The sequence below is a fragment of the Terriglobales bacterium genome (assembly GCA_035561515.1).
In the GTDB taxonomy this organism is placed as follows: Bacteria; Acidobacteriota; Terriglobia; order Terriglobales; family Acidobacteriaceae; genus DATMXP01.
On record DATMXP010000022.1, the window covers coordinates 23,533 to 42,184 of the forward strand.

Consider the following 18,652-nt stretch of genomic DNA (forward strand, 5'->3'; position numbering starts at 1 on the left):
TCGTCGTAATACAAAGGTCAGAATGGCTCACGAGTTACCGAAAGCGTATGAACCGGCGTCCATCGAAAAGCGCTGGGCCGATTACTGGGTCAAAGAAAACCTCTTTGCCGTGGACACACCGCCGCAAGGTGATGAGCGCAAAGTGTTTACGCTGCTCCTGCCCCCGCCCAACGTCACCGGCCGCCTCCACATGGGACACATGCTCAACCAGACGGAGATGGACATCATCATTCGCTGGCACCGCATGCTGGGCGATGTGACGTTATGGCTACCTGGCACCGATCACGCCGGTATTGCCACCCAGATGATGGTGGAACGCCAACTTGCGACAGAGGGCAAGAAACGCACCGACCTCGGCCGGGAGAAGTTCATCGAGCGGGTTTGGGAGTGGCGTGCCCATTACGGCGGCGCCATCCTCGACCAGATGAAACGGCTGGGCGCTTCGGTGGACTGGAAGCGCGAGTACTTCACCATGGACGAGAACCTTTCACGCGCCGTGCGTGAGGTGTTCGTTCGTCTCTATGAAGAAGGATTGATCTATCGCGGCAAGTACATCGTGAACTGGTGCCCGCGCTGCGTCACGGCCATCTCCGATCTTGAAGTGGTTCACGACGAAACCCCGGGAAAACTGTACGAGATCCGCTATCCGGTGAGCGGGATGGAAGACGAGTACATCACCGTCGCGACCACGCGTCCGGAGACGATGCTCGGCGATACCGCCATCGCGGTGAACCCGCGAGACGAGCGCTACAAGCATCTGCACGGCAAGATGGTCATGCTACCGCTGATGAACCGTGAGATCCCGATCATCCTCGACGAGTTGGCACAACCGGAGTTCGGAACTGGCGCGGTGAAGGTCACACCTGCGCACGATCCCAACGATTTTCAGGCTGGACTGCGTCACGACCTGCCGCAGATCAACATCATGGACGACCACGCGGTCCTGAACGAGAACGCAGGTCCGTACGCGGGCATCGACCGCCATGAAGCGCGTCATCGAGTGATTGCCGATCTCGAGAAGCAGGGCTACCTGGTCTCGATGAAGGACTACGTTGTCCCGCTCGGGAAATGCGATCGCTGCAAAACGATCGTAGAGCCTCGGCTTTCCACGCAGTGGTTCGTGGCAGTGAACAAGGAACCGGCGAACGGTGGCTTGAGCATGGCGAAGGCCGCCACCGATGTCGTGACCAGCGGCGCGATCAAGTTCACGCCGGAGAACTACAAGGCCATCTACCTGAACTGGATGGAGAACATCTACGACTGGTGCATCTCGCGCCAGTTGTGGTGGGGACATCGGATTCCGGCGTGGCACTGCGGCGAGTGTAAGGAAATTACGGTTGCCCGCGAGACGCCAACGGCCTGCCCGCACTGCAAGGGCACCAACCTTACGCAGGATCCCGATGTGCTCGACACGTGGTTCTCGTCGGCCCTGCTGCCGTTCACGACGTTGGGCTGGCCGGACAAGACGCCGGACCTGGAGAAGTTCTATCCGACGTCGCTGCTGATTACGGGCTTCGACATCCTCTTCTTCTGGGTCGCCCGCATGATCATGATGGGATGCCACTTCATGGCGCCGCCGCACCGGCCTATCGACGTCCCGAAAGGCGCAAGTGCGCTAGCGGAAGCTGCGCCGTATCGCGAGGTCTATATTCACGCGCTGGTGCGCGACGCCGAACGCCAGAAAATGTCGAAGACAAAGGGCAACGTGCTGGACCCGATCGAGGTCATCGAGAAGTACGGCACGGACGCGACGCGGTTCACTCTCGCGTCGATGGCATCGCCGGGAACGGACATTGCGTTTAATCCCGATCGCACGGAAGGCTACCGTGCGTTTGCCAACAAGATATGGAATGCCGCGCGCTTCATGTTCATGAATGTGGATCGGGCGCATCAGGCCGGCGTTTGGTCGCTAAGCGAGTTGGATCGCGATATTGCCGAGAACGGGGTTCCGGGATTTGAGGCACAATCGCTGGAAGACCGCTGGATTCTTTCGCGCTTCAACCAGGTTGCGAAGCAGGTAAATGAGTCGCTGGAGACCTACCGCTTCCACGAAGCGTCGAATGCCGTGTACTCGTTCTTCTGGGGCGAGTTCTGCGACTGGTATCTAGAGTTGATCAAGTCGCGGTTGCAGTTTGAAGGCGAGTTTGAAAAATCGGCGTCAAAGCGCGCAACTTCGAACCTCGTTGCGCTGTTTGAAGCATCGTTAAGATTGCTGTCACCCTTCATGCCGTTCATCACCGAGGAGATCTGGCACGCGGTGTACGACGGAAATCCGCCGCTGAAATCGATTGCCTTGGCGCGGTATCCACGCGTTAGCGACCGGCAGGTGGACACGCATGCCGAGACGGAGATGGCGATCCTGCAGGACCTCATCGTTGCCGTGCGAAATATCCGGGCAGAGCTGAAGATCGAGCCGCGTGCCAAGGCGCCCATTCAGATTCATGCCGATGCGGCGATGCAGAAGATTTTTGCCGAGAACGCGAATGCCATCGAGCGTCTGGCGAACGTCGAGACCTTCGAGTTCACCGAGCACTCACTGGCGAAAGAGGCCGGAGCGCGTTCGACGGCGCGCTTTGACGTGAAGGTTATCTTCGAGCGCAAGATCGATGTGGCGGTCGAACGTGAGCGGTTGGCGAAGGAACGCGAGAAGATTGAAAAAGAGATGGGCAACGCCGAGCGGCAGTTGGGGAACGAAGGTTTCCTGTCCAAGGCCCCGGCGAAGGTGGTTGAAGGACTGAAACGGCGCCTGGAAGAGTTAAAGCTGTTAAAGGAAAAGAACCAGGCAGGCTTGGACGAGTTGAACGGAAAGTAGCTGCGCCTTAAGACGCGGCCACATGGTTGACGATGGATTGGAATAGCAGACGGATCACCAGCATTCTTGAGAATGCGTTGCTGGAAGATAAGGCAACGAACGACGCGACGACGAAGGCCTGCATCGAGCCCAAACAGCTTGGGCTGGCGATCATCCGCACGAAGCAGGATTGCGTGCTGGCCGGACTGGGAGCCATCACGCGCATCTTCGAGGTGTTTGCAGCGCTGGATCGCAGCGTGGAAGGCCATCCGAATGTGATCAGCCATCCGGAAGTCTTCGACGGCGTGAAGTTGGCAAAGGGCGCGGTCGTGGCGACGATCCGGCACAATGCCCGAGTGATCCTGTCGTGCGAGCGGGTCATCCTGAACCTGCTGCAACGCCTGAGCGGAACGGCCACGACAACGAGAAGGTTCGTGGACGCGATCGCCGGAACAAAGGCGAAGATTCTTGATACGCGAAAGACAGTCGCCGGGTTGCGGGTGCTCGATAAGTATGCGGTGCGTTGCGGCGGGGGCCAGAACCACCGTTTGGATTTGTCCGACGGAATCCTGATTAAGAACAACCACATCGCGCTCGCCGGTGGAATTCGTCCCGCACTGGAGCGAGTGCTCAGGAACCGCGAGGGTCACCAGATCATCGAGATCGAAGTGCGCAGCCTGCGCGAACTCGATGAGGCGTTGGAGTTAGGTGCGGAAGCCATCCTGCTCGACAACATGGCGCCGGAGATGGTGAGGCAGGCGGTCGAACGTGTACAGGGACGCCCCAAGCGCATGCCAATGGAATGCTCCGGCGGTATTCGCCTGGAGAACGTGCGCGCGTACGCCGAGACCGGAGTGGACTTCATCTCCGTTGGCGCCCTGACGCATTCGCCCATTGCCGTGGATATGAACTTGAGGGTGGAGCCGGCCTAACCGGTTCCGTCTTTCCGCTAAGAAACGATGTCAAGGGGGTCAAGCGCTCCCTTTCCCTGTAAGTCTCTGATTCGGCGGCAAATATAAATTTCAGAATGTTGGCATGGTGCCCCTAACCAAATTGCTATTCTGAATTTGTAGATGGTTTTCGTTCTTTGTCATTCTGACCCTGAAGCTAAAACGTAACGTAGTGAAGCGGAAGGGGAAGAATCCCTGGGAGAGCTTTTGCCGACGGCCGACAACCGAAAAACGACAACCAGATACAACATCTTGTACCCACAGCTAAGTTCTTTGTTATCAAATCTGTACGATAACTGGCTGTAAAATCAGCAACTTATAAGTGCTTTTCATAGTCCGTCGTGCAAGTGCTTTGTTTTCTTAATGGGAGGGGGTAGGGGGTAGCCCCTGCGGTGAAACTCGCCAGATACGACAGCTTGTGGTCAGGGAGTGGTGGAATGGTTGTTTTTTACTTCACCGACTCGGCTTGCTCGTGCGCGTGATAGCTAGACCGGACTAGGGGTCCAGATTCCACGTGACGGAAGCCCATCTTCAACGCTTCTTCCTTCAGGAACGAGAATTCCTGCGGGGTGTAGTAGCGGATCATCGGTAACTGATTCTTTGACGGGCGCAGATACTGGCCGACGGTCAGGATGTCGACATTGCGCTCGGCCATTTGGCGGAAACAATCGAGCAACTCCGAAATCTCTTCACCCAGGCCGACCATCACGCCGGTCTTGGTGATCGTCTTCGGGTCGATCTCCTTGGCGTTTGAGAGCAGCTCCATGGAGCGCTTGAAGTTGGCGCCGGAACGCGCGGACCGGTAGAGGCGTGGCACGGTCTCGGTGTTGTGATTCAGGATGTCCGGCTTGGCTTCGAGAACGATCTCGAGGCAGTCGCGGCGTCCCTGGAAGTCTGGGATCAGAACCTCGACATGGCAACCGGGCACGCGGCGCTTGATCTCGCGAATGGTTTCCGCAAAGATTTTTGCTCCACCGATGTTGTCATCGTCGCGGTTCACACTGGTAACGACGGCATGCTTCAGTCCGAGGGTGGCGACTGCTTCTCCAACCCGGCGAGGTTCGTCCAAGTCGATGGCCTCGGGACGTCCTTTGGGAACGGCGCAGAAACCGCAACGACGGGTGCAGACGTCGCCCAGCAACATGAAGGTGGCGGTTTTGTGATTCCAGCATTCGCCGATGTTCGGACACTGGGCCGATTCACAGACGGTATGCAGGCCCAAGCCACGTGCGAGCTTCTTCAGGTCGTGGTAGTTGTCGCCCATGGGTGCGCGCACCTTCATCCACTCAGGCTTCGGGACGCGTGGTTTGGGGCCGACTTCGATCTGGATGAGATCCGTGGACATGGGTAAACGTCTATTTTACAGGATGCTCCGACCGGGGCCGGGGACTCCGTTTTTCGGAAACACTGAAACCTGAACGGAAATGCTGCGAGAGGCTGTTTTGGTGGTAACCTCGCTTTCCGCGAGGAGGTGAACCATGGCCGAACCTAACCCCTGCATTAATGTACTGGCTATCGATGGCGGTGGAATCCGGGGAATCATCCCGGCAACCATACTGGCGGAACTCGAGAAGCGCCTGGGCAAGCCCATCCACGAGATGTTCGACCTGATCGCCGGTACTTCGACGGGCGGCATTATCGCGGTCGCGATCGGCTCCGGCGCGAACACAGGCGAGCCGTATCACCCGGCCGACCTGGTGCGGTTGTACGTCGAGAACGGTCCGGAAATCTTTCGCAAAAGCTGGATCACGGACGCACGAAAATGGGTCCGGCCGAAGTACTCGCCGGACGCGCTGGAAAGAATTCTGCTGAAGTTTTTCGGCGACACTGAATTGGCGTCTGCCAGGGTGCCGCTGCTTATTGGCAGCTACGACATTGAGGGCCAGATCCCGTTCTTCTTCAAGAGCCAGCGCATTCCGAAGGATCCGAACTACAACTGGAAACTCAGGGAGGTAGCACGGGCGACGTCGGCGGCTCCAACGTTCTTCCCTCCGGTGAAACTAAGCAACGAGTACCACGAGTCGTACACGCTCGTGGATGGCGGAGTGTGCATCAACAACCCTGCGGTGGCGGCTTTCGCCGAGGCACATCACATTTATGGAGATGGCGATTATTTGATTGTGTCGATCGGGACCGGCGACCGGCAGGACAACCTCAAATTTTCCGCCGTCAAAAACTGGGGAATGATGCAGTGGGCACGCCAGATCACGTCGGTCTTCATGGACAGCGTGTCGGAAACGGCGGACCAGGAACTCTACTTTCTGCTGGGCAGGGAGAGGCAGTTCCGTTTCCAGGCAAAGCTCAAAAACTCGTCGAACGAGATGGACTGCGTTACACCGGAGAACATGCAACACCTGAAAGAAGATGCGCAGGCTTGCCTGAGCGACAACGCGAAACGGTTCGACCAGCTTTGCGAATTGTTGAAGTCGCGGCCTCGTCCGGCAACAAAGGGAAGCTTCGCTAGCGCCTAGAGCGTGTGCAGGTAGGCGACGATGGCGTCGATCTGCTGGTCGTTCAGCACGCGGTCGAAGCCGGGCATATTGGCGCGACCCATCTTGATGGTGTCTTTCACGCGGCCATCGGTGGCTGGAGTTCCGCTGGGCAGTTCGCGCCTGTTCATGATGCCCATCAGCGGAGGCGCACCGTTGGCTCCGTTCTGATGGCAGATGCCGCAGTTCTGGTCGTAGAGTTCCTTTCCGTTGAGTGAGGCGGATTGGGAAGGAACAGAAGCGTTCGGGTCAGGTTTCTGCTGCGGACGCTGCTGTATCTCACGCTGCCGCGCCTCGGCCTCTTCCGGACTATGCCCGCCCGGATTGGTGTGGCTGGTGTTGCAACCGGTAAATGCCAGAATGCAGAAGAAAGCCGGTAAAAACAGTTTGCGCATGCTCAAGCAGTCCTAACCGTCAAAGGAAATATAGAATACAGGAACCGATGGCGGTGTTACTCAAGCGAGTTTATGAAGCGGCTTCGTCGCGCGATGGGTTTCGCGTGCTCGTAGACCGATTGTGGCCTCGCGGGATGACCAAGGAAGCCGCGAAAGTGGATCTGTGGCTGAAAGATATCGCGCCTTCGGATGAGTTGCGCAAGTGGTACCACTCGCGTCCAACGCAGTGGCCAAAGTTCCGTGAGAGATATCTCGAGGAATTATCGGAACCAGCGGCGCTGGCGGCGGTTGAACAGTTGCACGCAATCGCGGCGAAGAAGAAAGCCATTACTCTGCTGTTTGGATCCAAGAATCTGGAACGGAACAACGCCGTGGTCCTGAAAGAGCTGTTGGATGGAATGAAAAAACCGCCACATTCCACGGGAGGAGCGGCGGCGGCAAAAGTGGCACGGCAGGTAAGAGCAAGATGATCCTTCGCCCCCTCGATCAGGACGGTGGTTACATCGAGAACGCGCAGACCGCGCAAGTGGCGCGCATGGCTGCGACTTTCCGCACGGACGACAATATGGTCCCCGCGTGGATGGTCGTTGCGCAGACCCAAGGCGCGAACGCGTCGCGGTACCTTCTCGTCGGGCAACCGGATCACGCACTGCTAGCCGGACAACTTGCGGCAGCGTTCGAGGCGGGTTTTCTACCCGAGATTACCGAGCAGGTATCGCAGGGGATCGCGGTTCACGACAACGGCTGGGCGCAGTTTCCATTCGAGCGGGATCTTGCGATGGAACCTCCGGTGGATGCGAATGGGCGTCCAAAAAGCTTCCTGCAAGTGACTGTGCATGATTCGCTTTCAGCGTGGAGAGAGTCGATCGAAGCGGGGCGAGAGGTGGGCCCGCTGGCCGAGTACATGGTGAGCGGCCATTTCTATCGGCTCGGGAAAGTCCGACTGCAAATGAAAGTCGATTCGCCGGAAGACACCGAGCACGTGCAACAGTTCGTCCACGAAGAAGAGAACCGGCAAAAGAAGCTCGCTTCGAAGACGTCCCTGTCGCATGAGGAGCTCGACAGGTATGTTGACCTGCTTCAGTTCTGCGACACGCTGTCGTTGTACCTATGCTGCGGGTCGACGGCGGCAACGGAATTTCCGCAGGAGTTTGGTGGACGGAAGCTGCGAATAAGGCACGAAGATGGTGTCTACGTTACTGAACCCTCCGTTTTCGGAGGCGTACCACACCGGTTCTCGATACCGGTACGAGTTTATCCATCGAATGAAGGCGAAGGACGAACCAGGATTGGGTTCCACATAAAGTAAGCAGGTTCGTCTCTGGGACTTACTTCTTTCCGCCTTCTTCCACAATCGAAGTGACGATCTTGTCGATCGTTTCCAGCGCCCGCTTGCTGGGAAGATTGTGGTTGTTCACCATGATGGCGAATGCGACTTTATCGCCACTAAGGGTCGTCGCGTAACCCGACAGTGAATTGACATGGCCGAGAGAGCCGGTCTTCGCCTGTACCCGTCCTTGTGCGGACGTGCTGCGGAAGCGTTCGGAAAGCGAGCCGTCGAGTCCGGCGACAGGAAGCGTGTCCTGGAACTTTGGTCCCCACGACTGCGTGTCGGCGTACTGGAGCAAGCGTACGAGCGCATGCGGGGTAGCGAGATTCTGGCGAGAAAGGCCCGAGCCGTCGAAGAAGATGTACTCATCGGAGTGGACGCCGGCCTGGAGCAGGAATCCGCGGACCACTTCGAGACCCGCCTGGATGGTGCCACTGGCGCCCTTCTCACGACCGAGCAGCCGGAGCATCAGTTCGGCATGAAGGTTCTGCGAGACCTTGTTGATGATCTTGAGGTCCTGCATCATCGGCTGCGATTCGTAGCTGGCCAAAACGACACGGCTGTTCGGATTCGGCGGCTTGGGACGTGAATCGTTCTCGCCGCCGCCCGCAGGCGCGACAGTCGTGATACTGAACGTGGACAGCGAGGCGAGCTCGGTGTGCTTGGTGCGATTGCCGCCGTAGACCACGACGCCGCGACGCTCAAGCAAGGAGCGGAACACCTGCGCCGCAAAGGCGGCGGGGTCTTCAATCGCGAGCGCTTCGTTGGCGCCGGTATCGTCAACGGGGATGTTGCCGAACAGCGTCAACTGATTGGATCCGGGTTCACGGGTGATGTAAATGCGGCGCGGGCCGGTGCCGGCAGGAGTCGTCATGATGCGGTTGTCGACCCGGTAGTACTCGGCGAAGGGGGCGATCTGGACGAAGGCTTTGTCGCCAGGACGATCGGCCGGATAGATGCTGACGTAGACAACGTTGTCGTTGACGGTCAGCGCGGAAACAGGCGCACCCCATTCCCATACCATGTCGTCTTGTGCCCAGCCTTCACCGTACCGCTCGAAGGCGTAATAGCTGTCGTCGCCAACGATATCGCCGTCGATAAATTTCAAGCCACGCGCGACAACCTGATCGGCGAGATCTTCCAGGACTTTGAGGGCAGGCTCTTTCCGTTCCGTGCGAAGGAAGTAAGGAATGGTCCGCCCGGAGATGTTGGGATCGCCGCGTCCCACGACGAACAGGTCGCCGTTGAGGCGTCCATAGCGATCGATGCCACCATTCGTCTCGATGGTGGTGTTGAACTTGTAATCGGGACCAATCAGCGCTAGTGCCGCGGCAGTCGTGAAGAGCTTGGTGTTGGAAGCGGGGGTGAAGAGCTTATCGGAATTGAGCGAGTAGAGGACGGTCCCCTCTTTCAGCGATACGACTTCGATACCCCAGAATCCCCGGGCGACGTCAGGCTCGGTGACCAGGCGGTCGATCTGCTGAGTAAGGATCTGGCGATTCGGTTTCGGCGGCTTGGATTTTGCGGATTCCGCAGAGACAGAAATCGACGTCAGGAGGAGGACTACTAGCGCGAGACGAATACGAGCACTGCGCATGGAAGTAGCTGAATTTTAGCATCGTTTGCAGGTGAAAGTCCGTGCTTTCGGGCAGTGTAACCTTTCGTAACAGGGGCTGTGAGGAGGGTACAATCCGGGGCATGCGACAGGTTTTCCAGTGGCAATTGGGCTCGCGGTCGTTGGAATTGGGACGGCGCACGCTAGTGATGGGCATCGTGAATGTGACGCCGGATTCGTTTTCCGACGGTGGGCAGTTTTTCGATCGCAACCTGGCAGTGGAGCACGGGTTGCGGCTGATGGAGGACGGCGCCGATATCCTGGACGTCGGGGGAGAATCGACCAGACCTGGAGCGGGCGTGCAGGGGTCTGAGCGAAAGCCGTCGGTGAGCGCCGGGGATGAGTTGGCGCGGGTCGTCCCGGTGATTGAGGAGTTGAAGCGACGGCGTCCGGAGTCGGTCATTTCGGTCGACACCTACAAGGCGGCAGTTGCAACGAAGGCAGTACAGGGCGGGGCGGAGATCGTGAATGACGTCAGCGGCTTTCTTTGGGATCAGGAGATGGCGGCTACCTGTGCGGGGCTTTCCTGCGGCGTGGTTCTGATGCATATGCGCGGACTACCGGAGACGTGGAGGTCGCTGCCGAGACTGGACGACCCGATCGGCCTGGTGCAGCGCGAACTGAAGGAAAGGGCCGATGCGGCTGTAGCTGCAGGTGTCGTGCGCGAGAGGATCGTGATTGATCCAGGGTTTGGCTTTGGCAAGAACTATGAAGAAAACTATCCGCTGCTGTCCGGTATGGATGAGCTGGCGGGATTGGGTTTGCCGATCATGGCAGGAACGTCGCGGAAGTCGTTCGTGGGACGCGCCATGGGAAGTGACGCTCCGCCGTCGGAGCGTTTGCATGGAAGCCTGGCGGCTATGGCGCTAAGCATCGTGAAGGGGGCGCACATCGTGAGGGTGCACGATGTGAAGCAGTCGGTGGAAGCGGCACGGGTGGTGGACGCGATTCTGCAAAACGAATTGGCTGCATCCAAATAATGCATGCAGCTCACGTCGGAGAACTCGCCTTTCCCGATGCGCCTCTGCTGTAGACTTTTGTATGGGACGAAACGGGGCATTCGTATATCCGATGAAAGCTTTATTTCTGGAAAACATAAGCGGCGTTGCAGCCGCGGCATTCAAGTCCAACGGTTTTGAAGTCGAAACGCTCACGGCTGCACTCGATGAGCAGGCACTCGCCGGTCGTGTGCGAGACGTAGTGGTGCTGGGCGTGCGCTCGAAGTCGCAGGTGACCGCACGCGTGCTTGAGGCTGCGCCTAACCTGCTTGCCGTCGGCGCGTTCTGCATTGGCACGGACAAGATCAGCCTCCCGGCATGTAACGAACGGGGTGTGGCCGTATTCAACGATCCGCATTCGAACAGCCGGTCCGTGGCGGAACTGGCGCTGGGCGAGATCATCATGTTGTCGAGGCGCGTGTTTGCAGCTTCGACGGAATTGCATCGGGGCAACTGGAAAAAGACGGCAGCGGGTTCACACGAAGTCCGTGGATTGACGCTGGGAATTATCGGATACGGCAAGATCGGGTCACAGCTTTCCGACTTGGCGGAAGCTCTCGGCATGAGAGTGGTGTTCACCGATGTTGCCGATGTGCTAGCCCGCGGCAATGCGAAGCGAGTGTCCCTGGAAGAATTGCTTGAGACGGCGGACATCGTGACCTTGCACGTGGACGGGCGCACGTCGAACAAGACTTACTTCGGTGCCGACAAGATCGCGATGATGAAAGAAGGCGCCAGCCTGCTGAACTTGAGTCGCGGATCGGTGGTGGACATTGAGGCGCTGGCGGCAGCGTTGAAGAGCGGGAAGCTATCCGGCGCGGCGGTTGATGTGTTTCCGCAGGAACCGGAGAACTCGCAGCCATTCAAAAGCGCGTTGCAGGAGATTCCGAACGTGATCCTGACACCGCACGTGGGTGGCTCGACGGAAGAGGCGCAGGAAAACATTGGAAGCTTCGTATCGTCGCGGCTGATCGACTATGTGCGCACCGGGAATACGACTTTAAGCGTGAACTTCCCTCACTGTCAGCTTGAGTCAGCGCCCGGCAACCACCGGCTCATGCACCTCCACACCAACATGCCGGGCATGCTGTTGCACATCAACGAGGTGCTGGCGAAGCGGGGGATCAATATCGAACGCCAGGTGCTCGATACGCGGGGTCAACTCGGGTACGCTATCTACGACATCAATCGCGAATTCGACCACGCGATCCTCGATGAGCTACGGCGCATTCCGAACACGGTTCGCGTGCGAATTTCTGAAACGGTGGAGCAGACGATGTCATCTGTTTCGGCATGAGCAATCGTCCAACCGAAAAAGAATATTCCGGGTATTACGGTAAGTACGTCGCCTACGTGCCCGAAGAAGATGTGCTTGGCGCATTGGAAGCATCCGGCAAATACACGCAGGAGTTGCTGGCGGCCTTCACAGAGCAACAGGCCGGACGGCTTCGTGGCACGACACACTGGACCTTAAAGCAAACGGTAGGCCATCTATGCGACGGTGAACGTATCTTTGCGTATCGAGCGATGCGTATCGCACGCGGTGATAAGACGCCGCTGCCGGGATTTGAACAGGACGACTACATCGCAACAGGTAATTTCAATGAACGAACCTGGCAAAACCTGCTTGCGGAGTATGCGGCCGTGCGAACCTCCACGATCGAAATGGCGAGAGGATTTACACCGGAAATGATGCAGCAGGTCGGAACGGCGAGTGACAGTACTGTAAGTGCGAGGGCGCTGCTCTACGTCATCGTTGGCCACGAACGACGCCACGTCGAGGCACTGAAGCAGCACGCGAAGTAATCACTTCCACTGGTTGGCGAAATCAGCGAGCACCTGGAAATACATGGGTCCGGCAACGAACATCACGTCGTTATGCCGGGCGCGCTCGATTGGAACGAAGCGTTTCGGTTCGTTCGCGGCGCGGAACACTTTCTCTCCATGCCAAAACGAGATCACCTCGTCATTGCGACCATGGATGATCAGCACCGGAACGTGAACTTTCCTGATGGTCCGAACGTTGTTGAACTTGTCCCATGGCAGAAGCGGAACGCGGGTAAGCACCCGGAACGCGCTGGTGAATGGCGCTTCGGCGATCAAGGCCCGTACGGGGCGATTGGCAGCGAGATGAATGGCCGGCGCGCATCCTACTGAGCGGCCCATCGCGATTACGTGATCCGGTGAAACGCCCAGTTTGCGGGTCAGGAAGTCGTAAGCGGCTTCGGCATCTTCGTAGACTGCTTTTTCGCTGGGACGCCCGGTGCTGGTGCCATACCCGCGATAATCGTAGGCAAAGACGGAGAAACCTGCTTCGCGAAAGAGTTGCATGAGAGGCAGATCGTCGCCGATGTCCTCGGCGTTCCCGTGCGAAAAGAGCAGTGTGAAGCGAGCCTTTGAGTTGGGCAGGTAGAGAGCTGAGATCCGTTCTCCACCGGAGATGATGTGCATGAAATGTCCGGGTTCCGGCAGGCGCGACAGGTTTGCGCTGAGGCCTTCGTCGGCGTAACTGGATGGCTGCGGCTGGAAGATTAGGCGGTCAGAGATCAGAGCCAGACCGACGAGGGCTGCGTAGAGCGTGCAGATCAAAACCAAGACCACAGTCAGTACCCGTTTCATTGGCGGCCATTTTGTCACGGAATGCAGACAGAGTCTGTGCTTTCCGGGACAACTCCGGAGTACTGCTAGAATGAAAAAGCGATGATCCTTCCCTTCGTTCGCGAACTCTTCGCGGACGTGGAAAACTTACCAGCTTTTTCGCGTGTTGCCACCCACCTGAAAGCGGCCACGGGGCGTATACGTGTTTCCGGGCTAACTCCCCCAGCGCAATTGCTCGTCAGCAGCCTGTTCCCGCACGCCCTGAACCGGCCCGTGATCCTGATTGTTGCGGATAACAAAACCGCCGAATTGATGCTGCCGCAGGTGCAAGCGTTCTGCGAACTATCGGGGACGGTGTCGCCGGATGCCGTGGTGCTGCTGCCGGCGTATGACGTGTTGCCGTTCGAGAACATGTCGCCGCACCCGGAGATACAGGAAGCCCGTGCCAGGGCGTTGTGGAAGGTGACTACCGGGGCGGCGCGCATCGTGATTATTCCGGCAGGCGCGGCGCTGATGAAACTGCATGCGCCGGAGTTCTACTTCGACTCGGCGCAGGTGTTTCGCCGTGGCGAGACGGTGGACGTCGACAAGTTGGTCGCACATCTGAATACGGTCGGGTACACGAAGACCGACGTAGTCGAGATGCCCGGCGAGTACGCGTTGCGCGGGGGAATCCTTGATGTGTATCCGCCGGAAGCTGACCGGCCGTTGCGCGTGGAGTTTTTCGGCGATGAGGTGGAGTCGGTAAGGAAGTTCGATCCGGGAACGCAAAGGTCATCCACCGAGGTGGATGAAGTTCAACTGTTGCCGCTCACTGATACGCCGGTTCGTGAAGACACGCTGGCGATGATCGGGGCTCGGCTTTCCGGGGAGCGACTGGGCGGGTCAGAAGAAGATATTGAAGAGGCGATCCGGTCAACAGGCGTGGCGGTCTTTCCCGGGTGGGAACTGTATTCACCGGTGGCCGGAGCGGGACAAAGTATTTTCGACCTGATGGGGAATGCGGCAGTGGTTCTGAGCGAACCGACGGCCATTAAGGCGGAACTCGATCACTGGTGGGAGAGAGTGAATGCCGCGCATGAACGCAGCGGGGTTGGGAGCCTGGTGCGTCCGGAAGACCTGTACACGCCTCCGGATGATTGGTGGAACACGCTTGGGGATATGCCAGCGGCCGACCTCGAGCAACTTGGGATTGCGTCGTTTGAGACGGAGGAAGTCGCGTTTGGCTCGCGTCCGACGACGAAGTTCCATGGCTCGATCCCGGGAGTAGTGGAGGAAGTCAGGAAGCTGACGGGCGAGAACCAACGCGTCATGTTCGCAGCGGGTAGCACCGGCGAAGTCGAGCGATTGGCGGAAGTGTTTACCGAGTACGGTGTGACGTTCCGACTGGGATCGCGAACGCCGCGTCCGGGAGAAACGTTCATCGACGATGCGGCTTACCTGGCCGGCGAAGAAGTTTCCACGATCATCGTGAAGGCATTCGTGCCAGATGGCCTGGTGCTTCCGGAAGCGCGGCTGGTGATTTTCGGAACGTACGACCTGTTCGACGAGTCAGAAGTGGCGGCGGCCCGTCCGCTGAAACAGAAGTCGAAGACGTCGGCGTTTGTCAGCGACTTCCGTGATCTCGCCATCGGCGATTACGTGGTGCACGTGGAGCACGGCATTGGCCAGTACCAGGGACTGAAGGAAATCCCTCAGGCGGATGGCTCAAAAGCTGAGTTCATGGTGCTTGAGTACGCCGAAGGGGCGCGACTCTATGTCCCGCTTACACGCCTGGACCTGGTGCAGAAGTACAGGTCGGCAGAAGGTGCGCGTCCGGTACTGAACCGGCTCGGTACCGCGCAGTGGCAAAAGACGAAAGCACGCGTGAAGAAGGCCATGCGCGACATGGCCGAGGAATTACTGAAGCTCTACGCGCAACGAAAGTTAGCACCGGGACATTCGTATCCGACGGATACCGAGTGGCAGAGGGAGTTTGAAGACGCGTTTGAGTTCAGCGAGACAGACGATCAAATCTCCGCGATTTCGGACATCAAGAACGATATGCAGGCGTCTACGCCGATGGACCGCCTGCTGTGCGGTGATGTGGGATACGGTAAGACGGAAGTGGCGATGCGAGCAGCGTTCAAGGCCGTAAGCGACAACCGGCAAGTGGCGGTGCTGGCGCCGACGACCGTCCTGGTGTTCCAGCACTTCGAGACATTCAAGCGGCGGTTCGCGCAGTTCCCTATCCGGATCGAGATGCTGTCGCGATTCCGTAGCGCGAAAGAGCAGAAGGAGATCGTCGACAAGATCGAAAATGGCAAAGTCGACATCGTGGTGGGCACGCACCGGCTGCTGTCGAAAGATGTAAAGTTCAGCGATCTGGGGTTGGTGATTGTCGACGAAGAGCAGCGATTCGGGGTTGCGCATAAAGAAAAGCTCAAGCAAATGCGCAAAGAGGTGGATGTACTGACAATGTCGGCGACACCGATTCCGCGCACGATGCATATGGCGATGGTCGGGCTGCGCGACATGAGTGTGATCGAGACACCACCGAAAGACCGAATGGCGATTCAGACGGTGGTAGCGCCGTGGGATGAGAAGGTGCTTCGCAATGCCATCGAGCACGAACTCGACCGTGGCGGCCAGGTGTATTTCATTCACAACCGAGTCGAATCGATTTACGAGATTGCCGCGAAGTTGCAGGAGCTTGTGCCGAAAGCACGCATCCTAGTTGGCCACGGTCAGATGACGGAGCGCGAGCTTGAGAAAGTGATGCTTGGGTTCATGCGGCACGAGGCGGATATTCTCGTCGCTACAACGATCGTCGAGAACGGCCTGGATATTCCGCTATGCAACACAATCATCATCAATCGGGCGGACCGGCATGGGCTATCGGAGCTATACCAACTTCGTGGACGCGTCGGCCGGTCGAATCGCCGCGCATATGCGTACTTATTGATTCCGGCGGATACGGAACTGTCGCCGATCGCACGAAGGAGATTGGCGGCGTTGAAAGAGTTCTCGGATCTAGGTGCGGGGTTCAAGATTGCGGCGCTCGATTTAGAGCTTCGCGGTGCAGGAAACCTGCTGGGTGGCGAGCAGAGCGGACATATCGATGCCATTGGATTCGAGATGTACACCTCGATGCTCGAGCGAACAGTTCGCGAGCTGAAGGGCGAAGTCGAGGCTGAAGAAGCGGAAGTGGCGCTCAACCTTGGCTTAAATATCAGGATTCCTGCCGACTACATCACGGAAGAGAACCAGCGTTTGCGGATGTACAAGCGCGTTGCTGGAGTTGAGACGGAGAAGCAACTGGAAGACGTGACGGCGGAATTGGCCGATCGTTATGGCGAGCCGCCAGCGCCAGTGCGCACATTGCTGGAATACGCGACGCTGAAGCTACTGTGCCGACGTTTGAATGTGGTGGGCATCGACCGGCACCGTGATACGGTGAGCATCAAGTTCGGTGAGAATGCTGGGATAGATCCCGAGAAATTGATGCGTTTCGTGGCTACGAAGAAGGGTGCCAACTTCTCACCACAAGGCGTGTTGAAATACACTCTGGCTGTATCGGGTGCGGAGCAGGTTTTGGGGAACCTCCGTAATCTGCTGCAGAGCCTGGCCGGGCAGCAGCAACCCGTGTCCGCAAAATAGCTGAAACCGGAATTGAAAGGCATTCAATGAAGATCGTCGTCGCGCTGGTGGCAGTGCTGTCTTTCGCCATGGCCGTATTTGCTCAAACGGAACAGAAACCTGCAGCGGATTGGGATCGCGTGGTGGATGAGTTTTTCGACACGTACTTCGAGAACAATCCGACGGCAGCTAGCTATGCCGGTCTGCATCAGTACGACACGAAACTTGAGGACTATTCCCGGGCTGGAGTGAACAAAGAGATTCGCTGGGCCAAGGACTGGCTTGCGCGTTTCGATGCGTTTGACACGTCGAAACTCAATCTTGAGCAGCGCCAGGATCACGCGCTCGTGGTCAACACGCTGAAGGGAAATCTTCTCGAACTCGAAGACATTCGTAAATGGGAACGCAGCCCGGACCGCTACTCCAGCGGCATTACACAGAGCGCGTTCCTCATCATGTCGAGAAATTTCGCTCCGGCAGATGAGCGGCTGCGATCGCTGATCGCGCGTGAGAAACAAATGCCGATAGTGTTCAAGGCGGCGCGGCAAAACCTGAAGAATCCGCCGAAGATTTACACCGAGGTGGCGCTGCAACAGGTGCCCGGCATCATCAGCTTTTTCCAGAATGACGTACCCAAGGCCTTCACCGAGGTAAAGGATCCGAAGCTTCTCGCCGAGTTCAAGAAGTCGAATGATGCGGTGATCGCAGCACTTCGCGGTTACGAGACGTTTCTGAAGAAGGATGTTCTTCCGCGTTCGAATGGCGACTTCCGCATCGGCCCCGACAAGTTCAGGAAGAAGTTGCTGTACGACGAATTTGTAGATATTCCGCTCGATCACCTGCTTGAGATTGGATATGCGGACTTACGGAAGAACCAACAGGAGTTCAAACGCGTCGCTGCTTTGGTCGATCCGAAGAAGACGCCTGAGCAGATCCTGGAGGAGTTGCAGAACGATCATCCGACGGGAGATCAACTGTTGCAGTCGTTCCGTGATGTGCTGGCTGGAATCCGAAGCTACATCGTCGAGAAGAAAATACTGACTATTCCGTCGCCGGTACCGCCGATTGTGCAGGAAACGCCTCCGTTTGCGCGCGCCTTGAGTTCGGCGTCGATGGACACGCCGGGTCCGTACGAGAAAGTCGCGAAGGAAGCCTACTTCAACGTGACCTTGCCGGAGAAAGACTGGTCGAAGGAGCGAACAGAAGACTGGCTCAGGGGATTCAATCGCGGGACCATTATCAGCACGGCGATCCACGAGGCGTATCCGGGGCATTACACGCAGTTTCTGTGGGTACCGTCTGCACCGTCGAAGATCAGAAAGTTATTGGGTGCGGGCAGCAATGCTGAGGGTTGGGCCCATTACACCGAGCAGATGATGCTCGACGAAGGCTACGGGAATAACGACCCGAAACTTCGGTTGGGCCAGATTATTGATGCCCTGCTGCGCGATGCGCGCTTTATCGTCGGCATATCGATGCACACGGGCGACATGACATTTGAACAGGCGAAGGAATTCTTCGTAAAAGAGGGATACCAGTCGAAAGGCACCGCGGAACAAGAAAGCAAGCGCGGGACGAGCGATCCTACATATCTGATCTATACGCTCGGCAAGCTGCAAATCCTGAAATTGCGTGAGGACTATCACAAGAAGATGGGCGACAAGTTCACTCTGCAAGAGTTCCACGATACATTTCTGAAGCAAGGGTTCCCGCCAGTGAAGTTCGTGCGCGAGACGATGCTGGGTGACAATAGTCCAGTTCTGTAGCTGGTTTTGGGCGGCTGCCAAATATCACCGACTGGCGGTCGACGATCTGCTAGAGTTTTTCGGCGCTGTGGTACTGTACTCGTTCCGTGCAGGTTGCGCGGA

At 57.7% G+C, this 18,652-nt stretch carries 14 protein-coding genes; 10 read left to right on the forward strand and 4 right to left on the reverse strand.

Annotated features, from left to right (window positions below; all coding sequences use genetic code 11):
- Nucleotides 1-22 precede the first annotated feature (22 nt).
- Together VN577_09630 and nadC are read left to right on the forward strand one after the other, a co-directional pair.
- Nucleotides 23-2,812: a valine--tRNA ligase gene (locus VN577_09630; GenBank protein HWR15079.1), complete on the forward strand. Its 2,790-nt coding sequence runs from the start codon at nucleotides 23-25 to the stop codon at nucleotides 2,810-2,812.
- Between the two features lie 32 nt (nucleotides 2,813-2,844).
- Entirely contained in the window at nucleotides 2,845-3,723 is an 879-nt protein-coding gene (gene nadC, locus VN577_09635) for a carboxylating nicotinate-nucleotide diphosphorylase (protein HWR15080.1), read from the forward strand.
- Nucleotides 3,724-4,189: 466 nt separating this feature from the next.
- On the opposite strand, the gene lipA is transcribed toward nadC, so the two are convergent.
- The gene (gene lipA, locus VN577_09640; GenBank protein HWR15081.1) at nucleotides 4,190-5,086 is read right to left on the reverse strand and encodes a lipoyl synthase; all 897 of its coding nucleotides are present in this window, start codon (nucleotides 5,084-5,086) and stop codon (nucleotides 4,190-4,192) included.
- 133 nt (nucleotides 5,087-5,219) lie between these two features.
- Here lipA and VN577_09645 point away from each other — a divergent pair, with 133 nt between their 5' ends.
- On the forward strand, nucleotides 5,220-6,212 hold the full coding sequence (locus tag VN577_09645) for a CBASS cGAMP-activated phospholipase (protein ID HWR15082.1): 993 nt from the start codon (nucleotides 5,220-5,222) through the stop codon (nucleotides 6,210-6,212).
- Here VN577_09645 and VN577_09650 read toward each other — a convergent pair.
- Complete coding sequence (locus tag VN577_09650) at nucleotides 6,209-6,625, reverse strand: cytochrome c (protein ID HWR15083.1); 417 nt, start codon at nucleotides 6,623-6,625, stop codon at nucleotides 6,209-6,211. The genes VN577_09645 and VN577_09650 overlap by 4 nt on opposite strands.
- A 47-nt stretch (nucleotides 6,626-6,672) precedes the next feature.
- Here VN577_09650 and VN577_09655 point away from each other — a divergent pair, with 47 nt between their 5' ends.
- Both VN577_09655 and VN577_09660 read left to right on the forward strand, forming a co-directional pair.
- Entirely contained in the window at nucleotides 6,673-7,095 is a 423-nt protein-coding gene (locus VN577_09655) for a DUF488 family protein (protein HWR15084.1), read from the forward strand.
- Nucleotides 7,092-7,934: a DUF3891 family protein gene (locus tag VN577_09660; protein HWR15085.1), complete on the forward strand. Its 843-nt coding sequence runs from the start codon at nucleotides 7,092-7,094 to the stop codon at nucleotides 7,932-7,934. Before VN577_09655 ends, VN577_09660 begins: the two co-directional genes overlap by 4 nt.
- A gap of 19 nt (nucleotides 7,935-7,953) precedes the next feature.
- Here the strand turns inward: VN577_09660 and dacB are convergent, their stop codons facing one another.
- Complete coding sequence (gene dacB / locus VN577_09665; protein HWR15086.1) at nucleotides 7,954-9,552, reverse strand: D-alanyl-D-alanine carboxypeptidase/D-alanyl-D-alanine-endopeptidase; 1,599 nt, start codon at nucleotides 9,550-9,552, stop codon at nucleotides 7,954-7,956.
- Nucleotides 9,553-9,653: 101 nt separating this feature from the next.
- On the opposite strand from dacB, the gene folP reads away from it, so the two are divergent.
- The 3 genes from folP to VN577_09680 all read left to right on the forward strand — a co-directional run bounded on the left by folP (nucleotide 9,654) and on the right by VN577_09680 (nucleotide 12,374).
- Nucleotides 9,654-10,550 (forward strand): dihydropteroate synthase, encoded by an 897-nt coding sequence (gene folP, locus VN577_09670; GenBank protein ID HWR15087.1) that lies wholly within the window; start codon nucleotides 9,654-9,656, stop codon nucleotides 10,548-10,550.
- 91 nt (nucleotides 10,551-10,641) lie between these two features.
- The gene (gene serA / locus VN577_09675; GenBank protein ID HWR15088.1) at nucleotides 10,642-11,865 is read left to right on the forward strand and encodes a phosphoglycerate dehydrogenase; all 1,224 of its coding nucleotides are present in this window, start codon (nucleotides 10,642-10,644) and stop codon (nucleotides 11,863-11,865) included.
- On the forward strand, nucleotides 11,862-12,374 hold the full coding sequence (locus tag VN577_09680; protein ID HWR15089.1) for a DinB family protein: 513 nt from the start codon (nucleotides 11,862-11,864) through the stop codon (nucleotides 12,372-12,374). Before serA ends, VN577_09680 begins: the two co-directional genes overlap by 4 nt.
- On the opposite strand, the gene VN577_09685 is transcribed toward VN577_09680, so the two are convergent.
- Complete coding sequence (locus VN577_09685) at nucleotides 12,375-13,187, reverse strand: alpha/beta hydrolase (protein HWR15090.1); 813 nt, start codon at nucleotides 13,185-13,187, stop codon at nucleotides 12,375-12,377.
- An 81-nt stretch (nucleotides 13,188-13,268) separates the two neighbouring features.
- Here VN577_09685 and mfd point away from each other — a divergent pair, with 81 nt between their 5' ends.
- Both mfd and VN577_09695 read left to right on the forward strand, forming a co-directional pair.
- Complete coding sequence (mfd, locus tag VN577_09690; protein ID HWR15091.1) at nucleotides 13,269-16,805, forward strand: transcription-repair coupling factor; 3,537 nt, start codon at nucleotides 13,269-13,271, stop codon at nucleotides 16,803-16,805.
- Between the two features lie 26 nt (nucleotides 16,806-16,831).
- Nucleotides 16,832-18,550, forward strand: a complete 1,719-nt coding sequence (locus VN577_09695) for a DUF885 domain-containing protein (GenBank protein ID HWR15092.1) — start codon at nucleotides 16,832-16,834, stop codon at nucleotides 18,548-18,550.
- Nucleotides 18,551-18,652 lie beyond the last annotated feature (102 nt).

What these genes read in the sequence shown, in the direction of transcription:
- VN577_09630 (HWR15079.1), top strand. Translation starts at nt 23, where the DNA reads ATGGCTCACGAGTTACCGAAAGCGTATGAACCGGCGTCCATCGAAAAG.
- nadC (HWR15080.1), top strand. Translation starts at nt 2,845, where the DNA reads ATGGATTGGAATAGCAGACGGATCACCAGCATTCTTGAGAATGCGTTG.
- lipA (HWR15081.1), bottom strand. Translation starts at nt 5,086, where the DNA reads ATGTCCACGGATCTCATCCAGATCGAAGTCGGCCCCAAACCACGCGTC.
- VN577_09645 (HWR15082.1), top strand. Translation starts at nt 5,220, where the DNA reads ATGGCCGAACCTAACCCCTGCATTAATGTACTGGCTATCGATGGCGGT.
- VN577_09650 (HWR15083.1), bottom strand. Translation starts at nt 6,625, where the DNA reads ATGCGCAAACTGTTTTTACCGGCTTTCTTCTGCATTCTGGCATTTACC.
- VN577_09655 (HWR15084.1), top strand. Translation starts at nt 6,673, where the DNA reads ATGGCGGTGTTACTCAAGCGAGTTTATGAAGCGGCTTCGTCGCGCGAT.
- VN577_09660 (HWR15085.1), top strand. Translation starts at nt 7,092, where the DNA reads ATGATCCTTCGCCCCCTCGATCAGGACGGTGGTTACATCGAGAACGCG.
- dacB (HWR15086.1), bottom strand. Translation starts at nt 9,552, where the DNA reads ATGCGCAGTGCTCGTATTCGTCTCGCGCTAGTAGTCCTCCTCCTGACG.
- folP (HWR15087.1), top strand. Translation starts at nt 9,654, where the DNA reads ATGCGACAGGTTTTCCAGTGGCAATTGGGCTCGCGGTCGTTGGAATTG.
- serA (HWR15088.1), top strand. Translation starts at nt 10,642, where the DNA reads ATGAAAGCTTTATTTCTGGAAAACATAAGCGGCGTTGCAGCCGCGGCA.
- VN577_09680 (HWR15089.1), top strand. Translation starts at nt 11,862, where the DNA reads ATGAGCAATCGTCCAACCGAAAAAGAATATTCCGGGTATTACGGTAAG.
- VN577_09685 (HWR15090.1), bottom strand. Translation starts at nt 13,187, where the DNA reads ATGAAACGGGTACTGACTGTGGTCTTGGTTTTGATCTGCACGCTCTAC.
- mfd (HWR15091.1), top strand. Translation starts at nt 13,269, where the DNA reads ATGATCCTTCCCTTCGTTCGCGAACTCTTCGCGGACGTGGAAAACTTA.
- VN577_09695 (HWR15092.1), top strand. Translation starts at nt 16,832, where the DNA reads ATGAAGATCGTCGTCGCGCTGGTGGCAGTGCTGTCTTTCGCCATGGCC.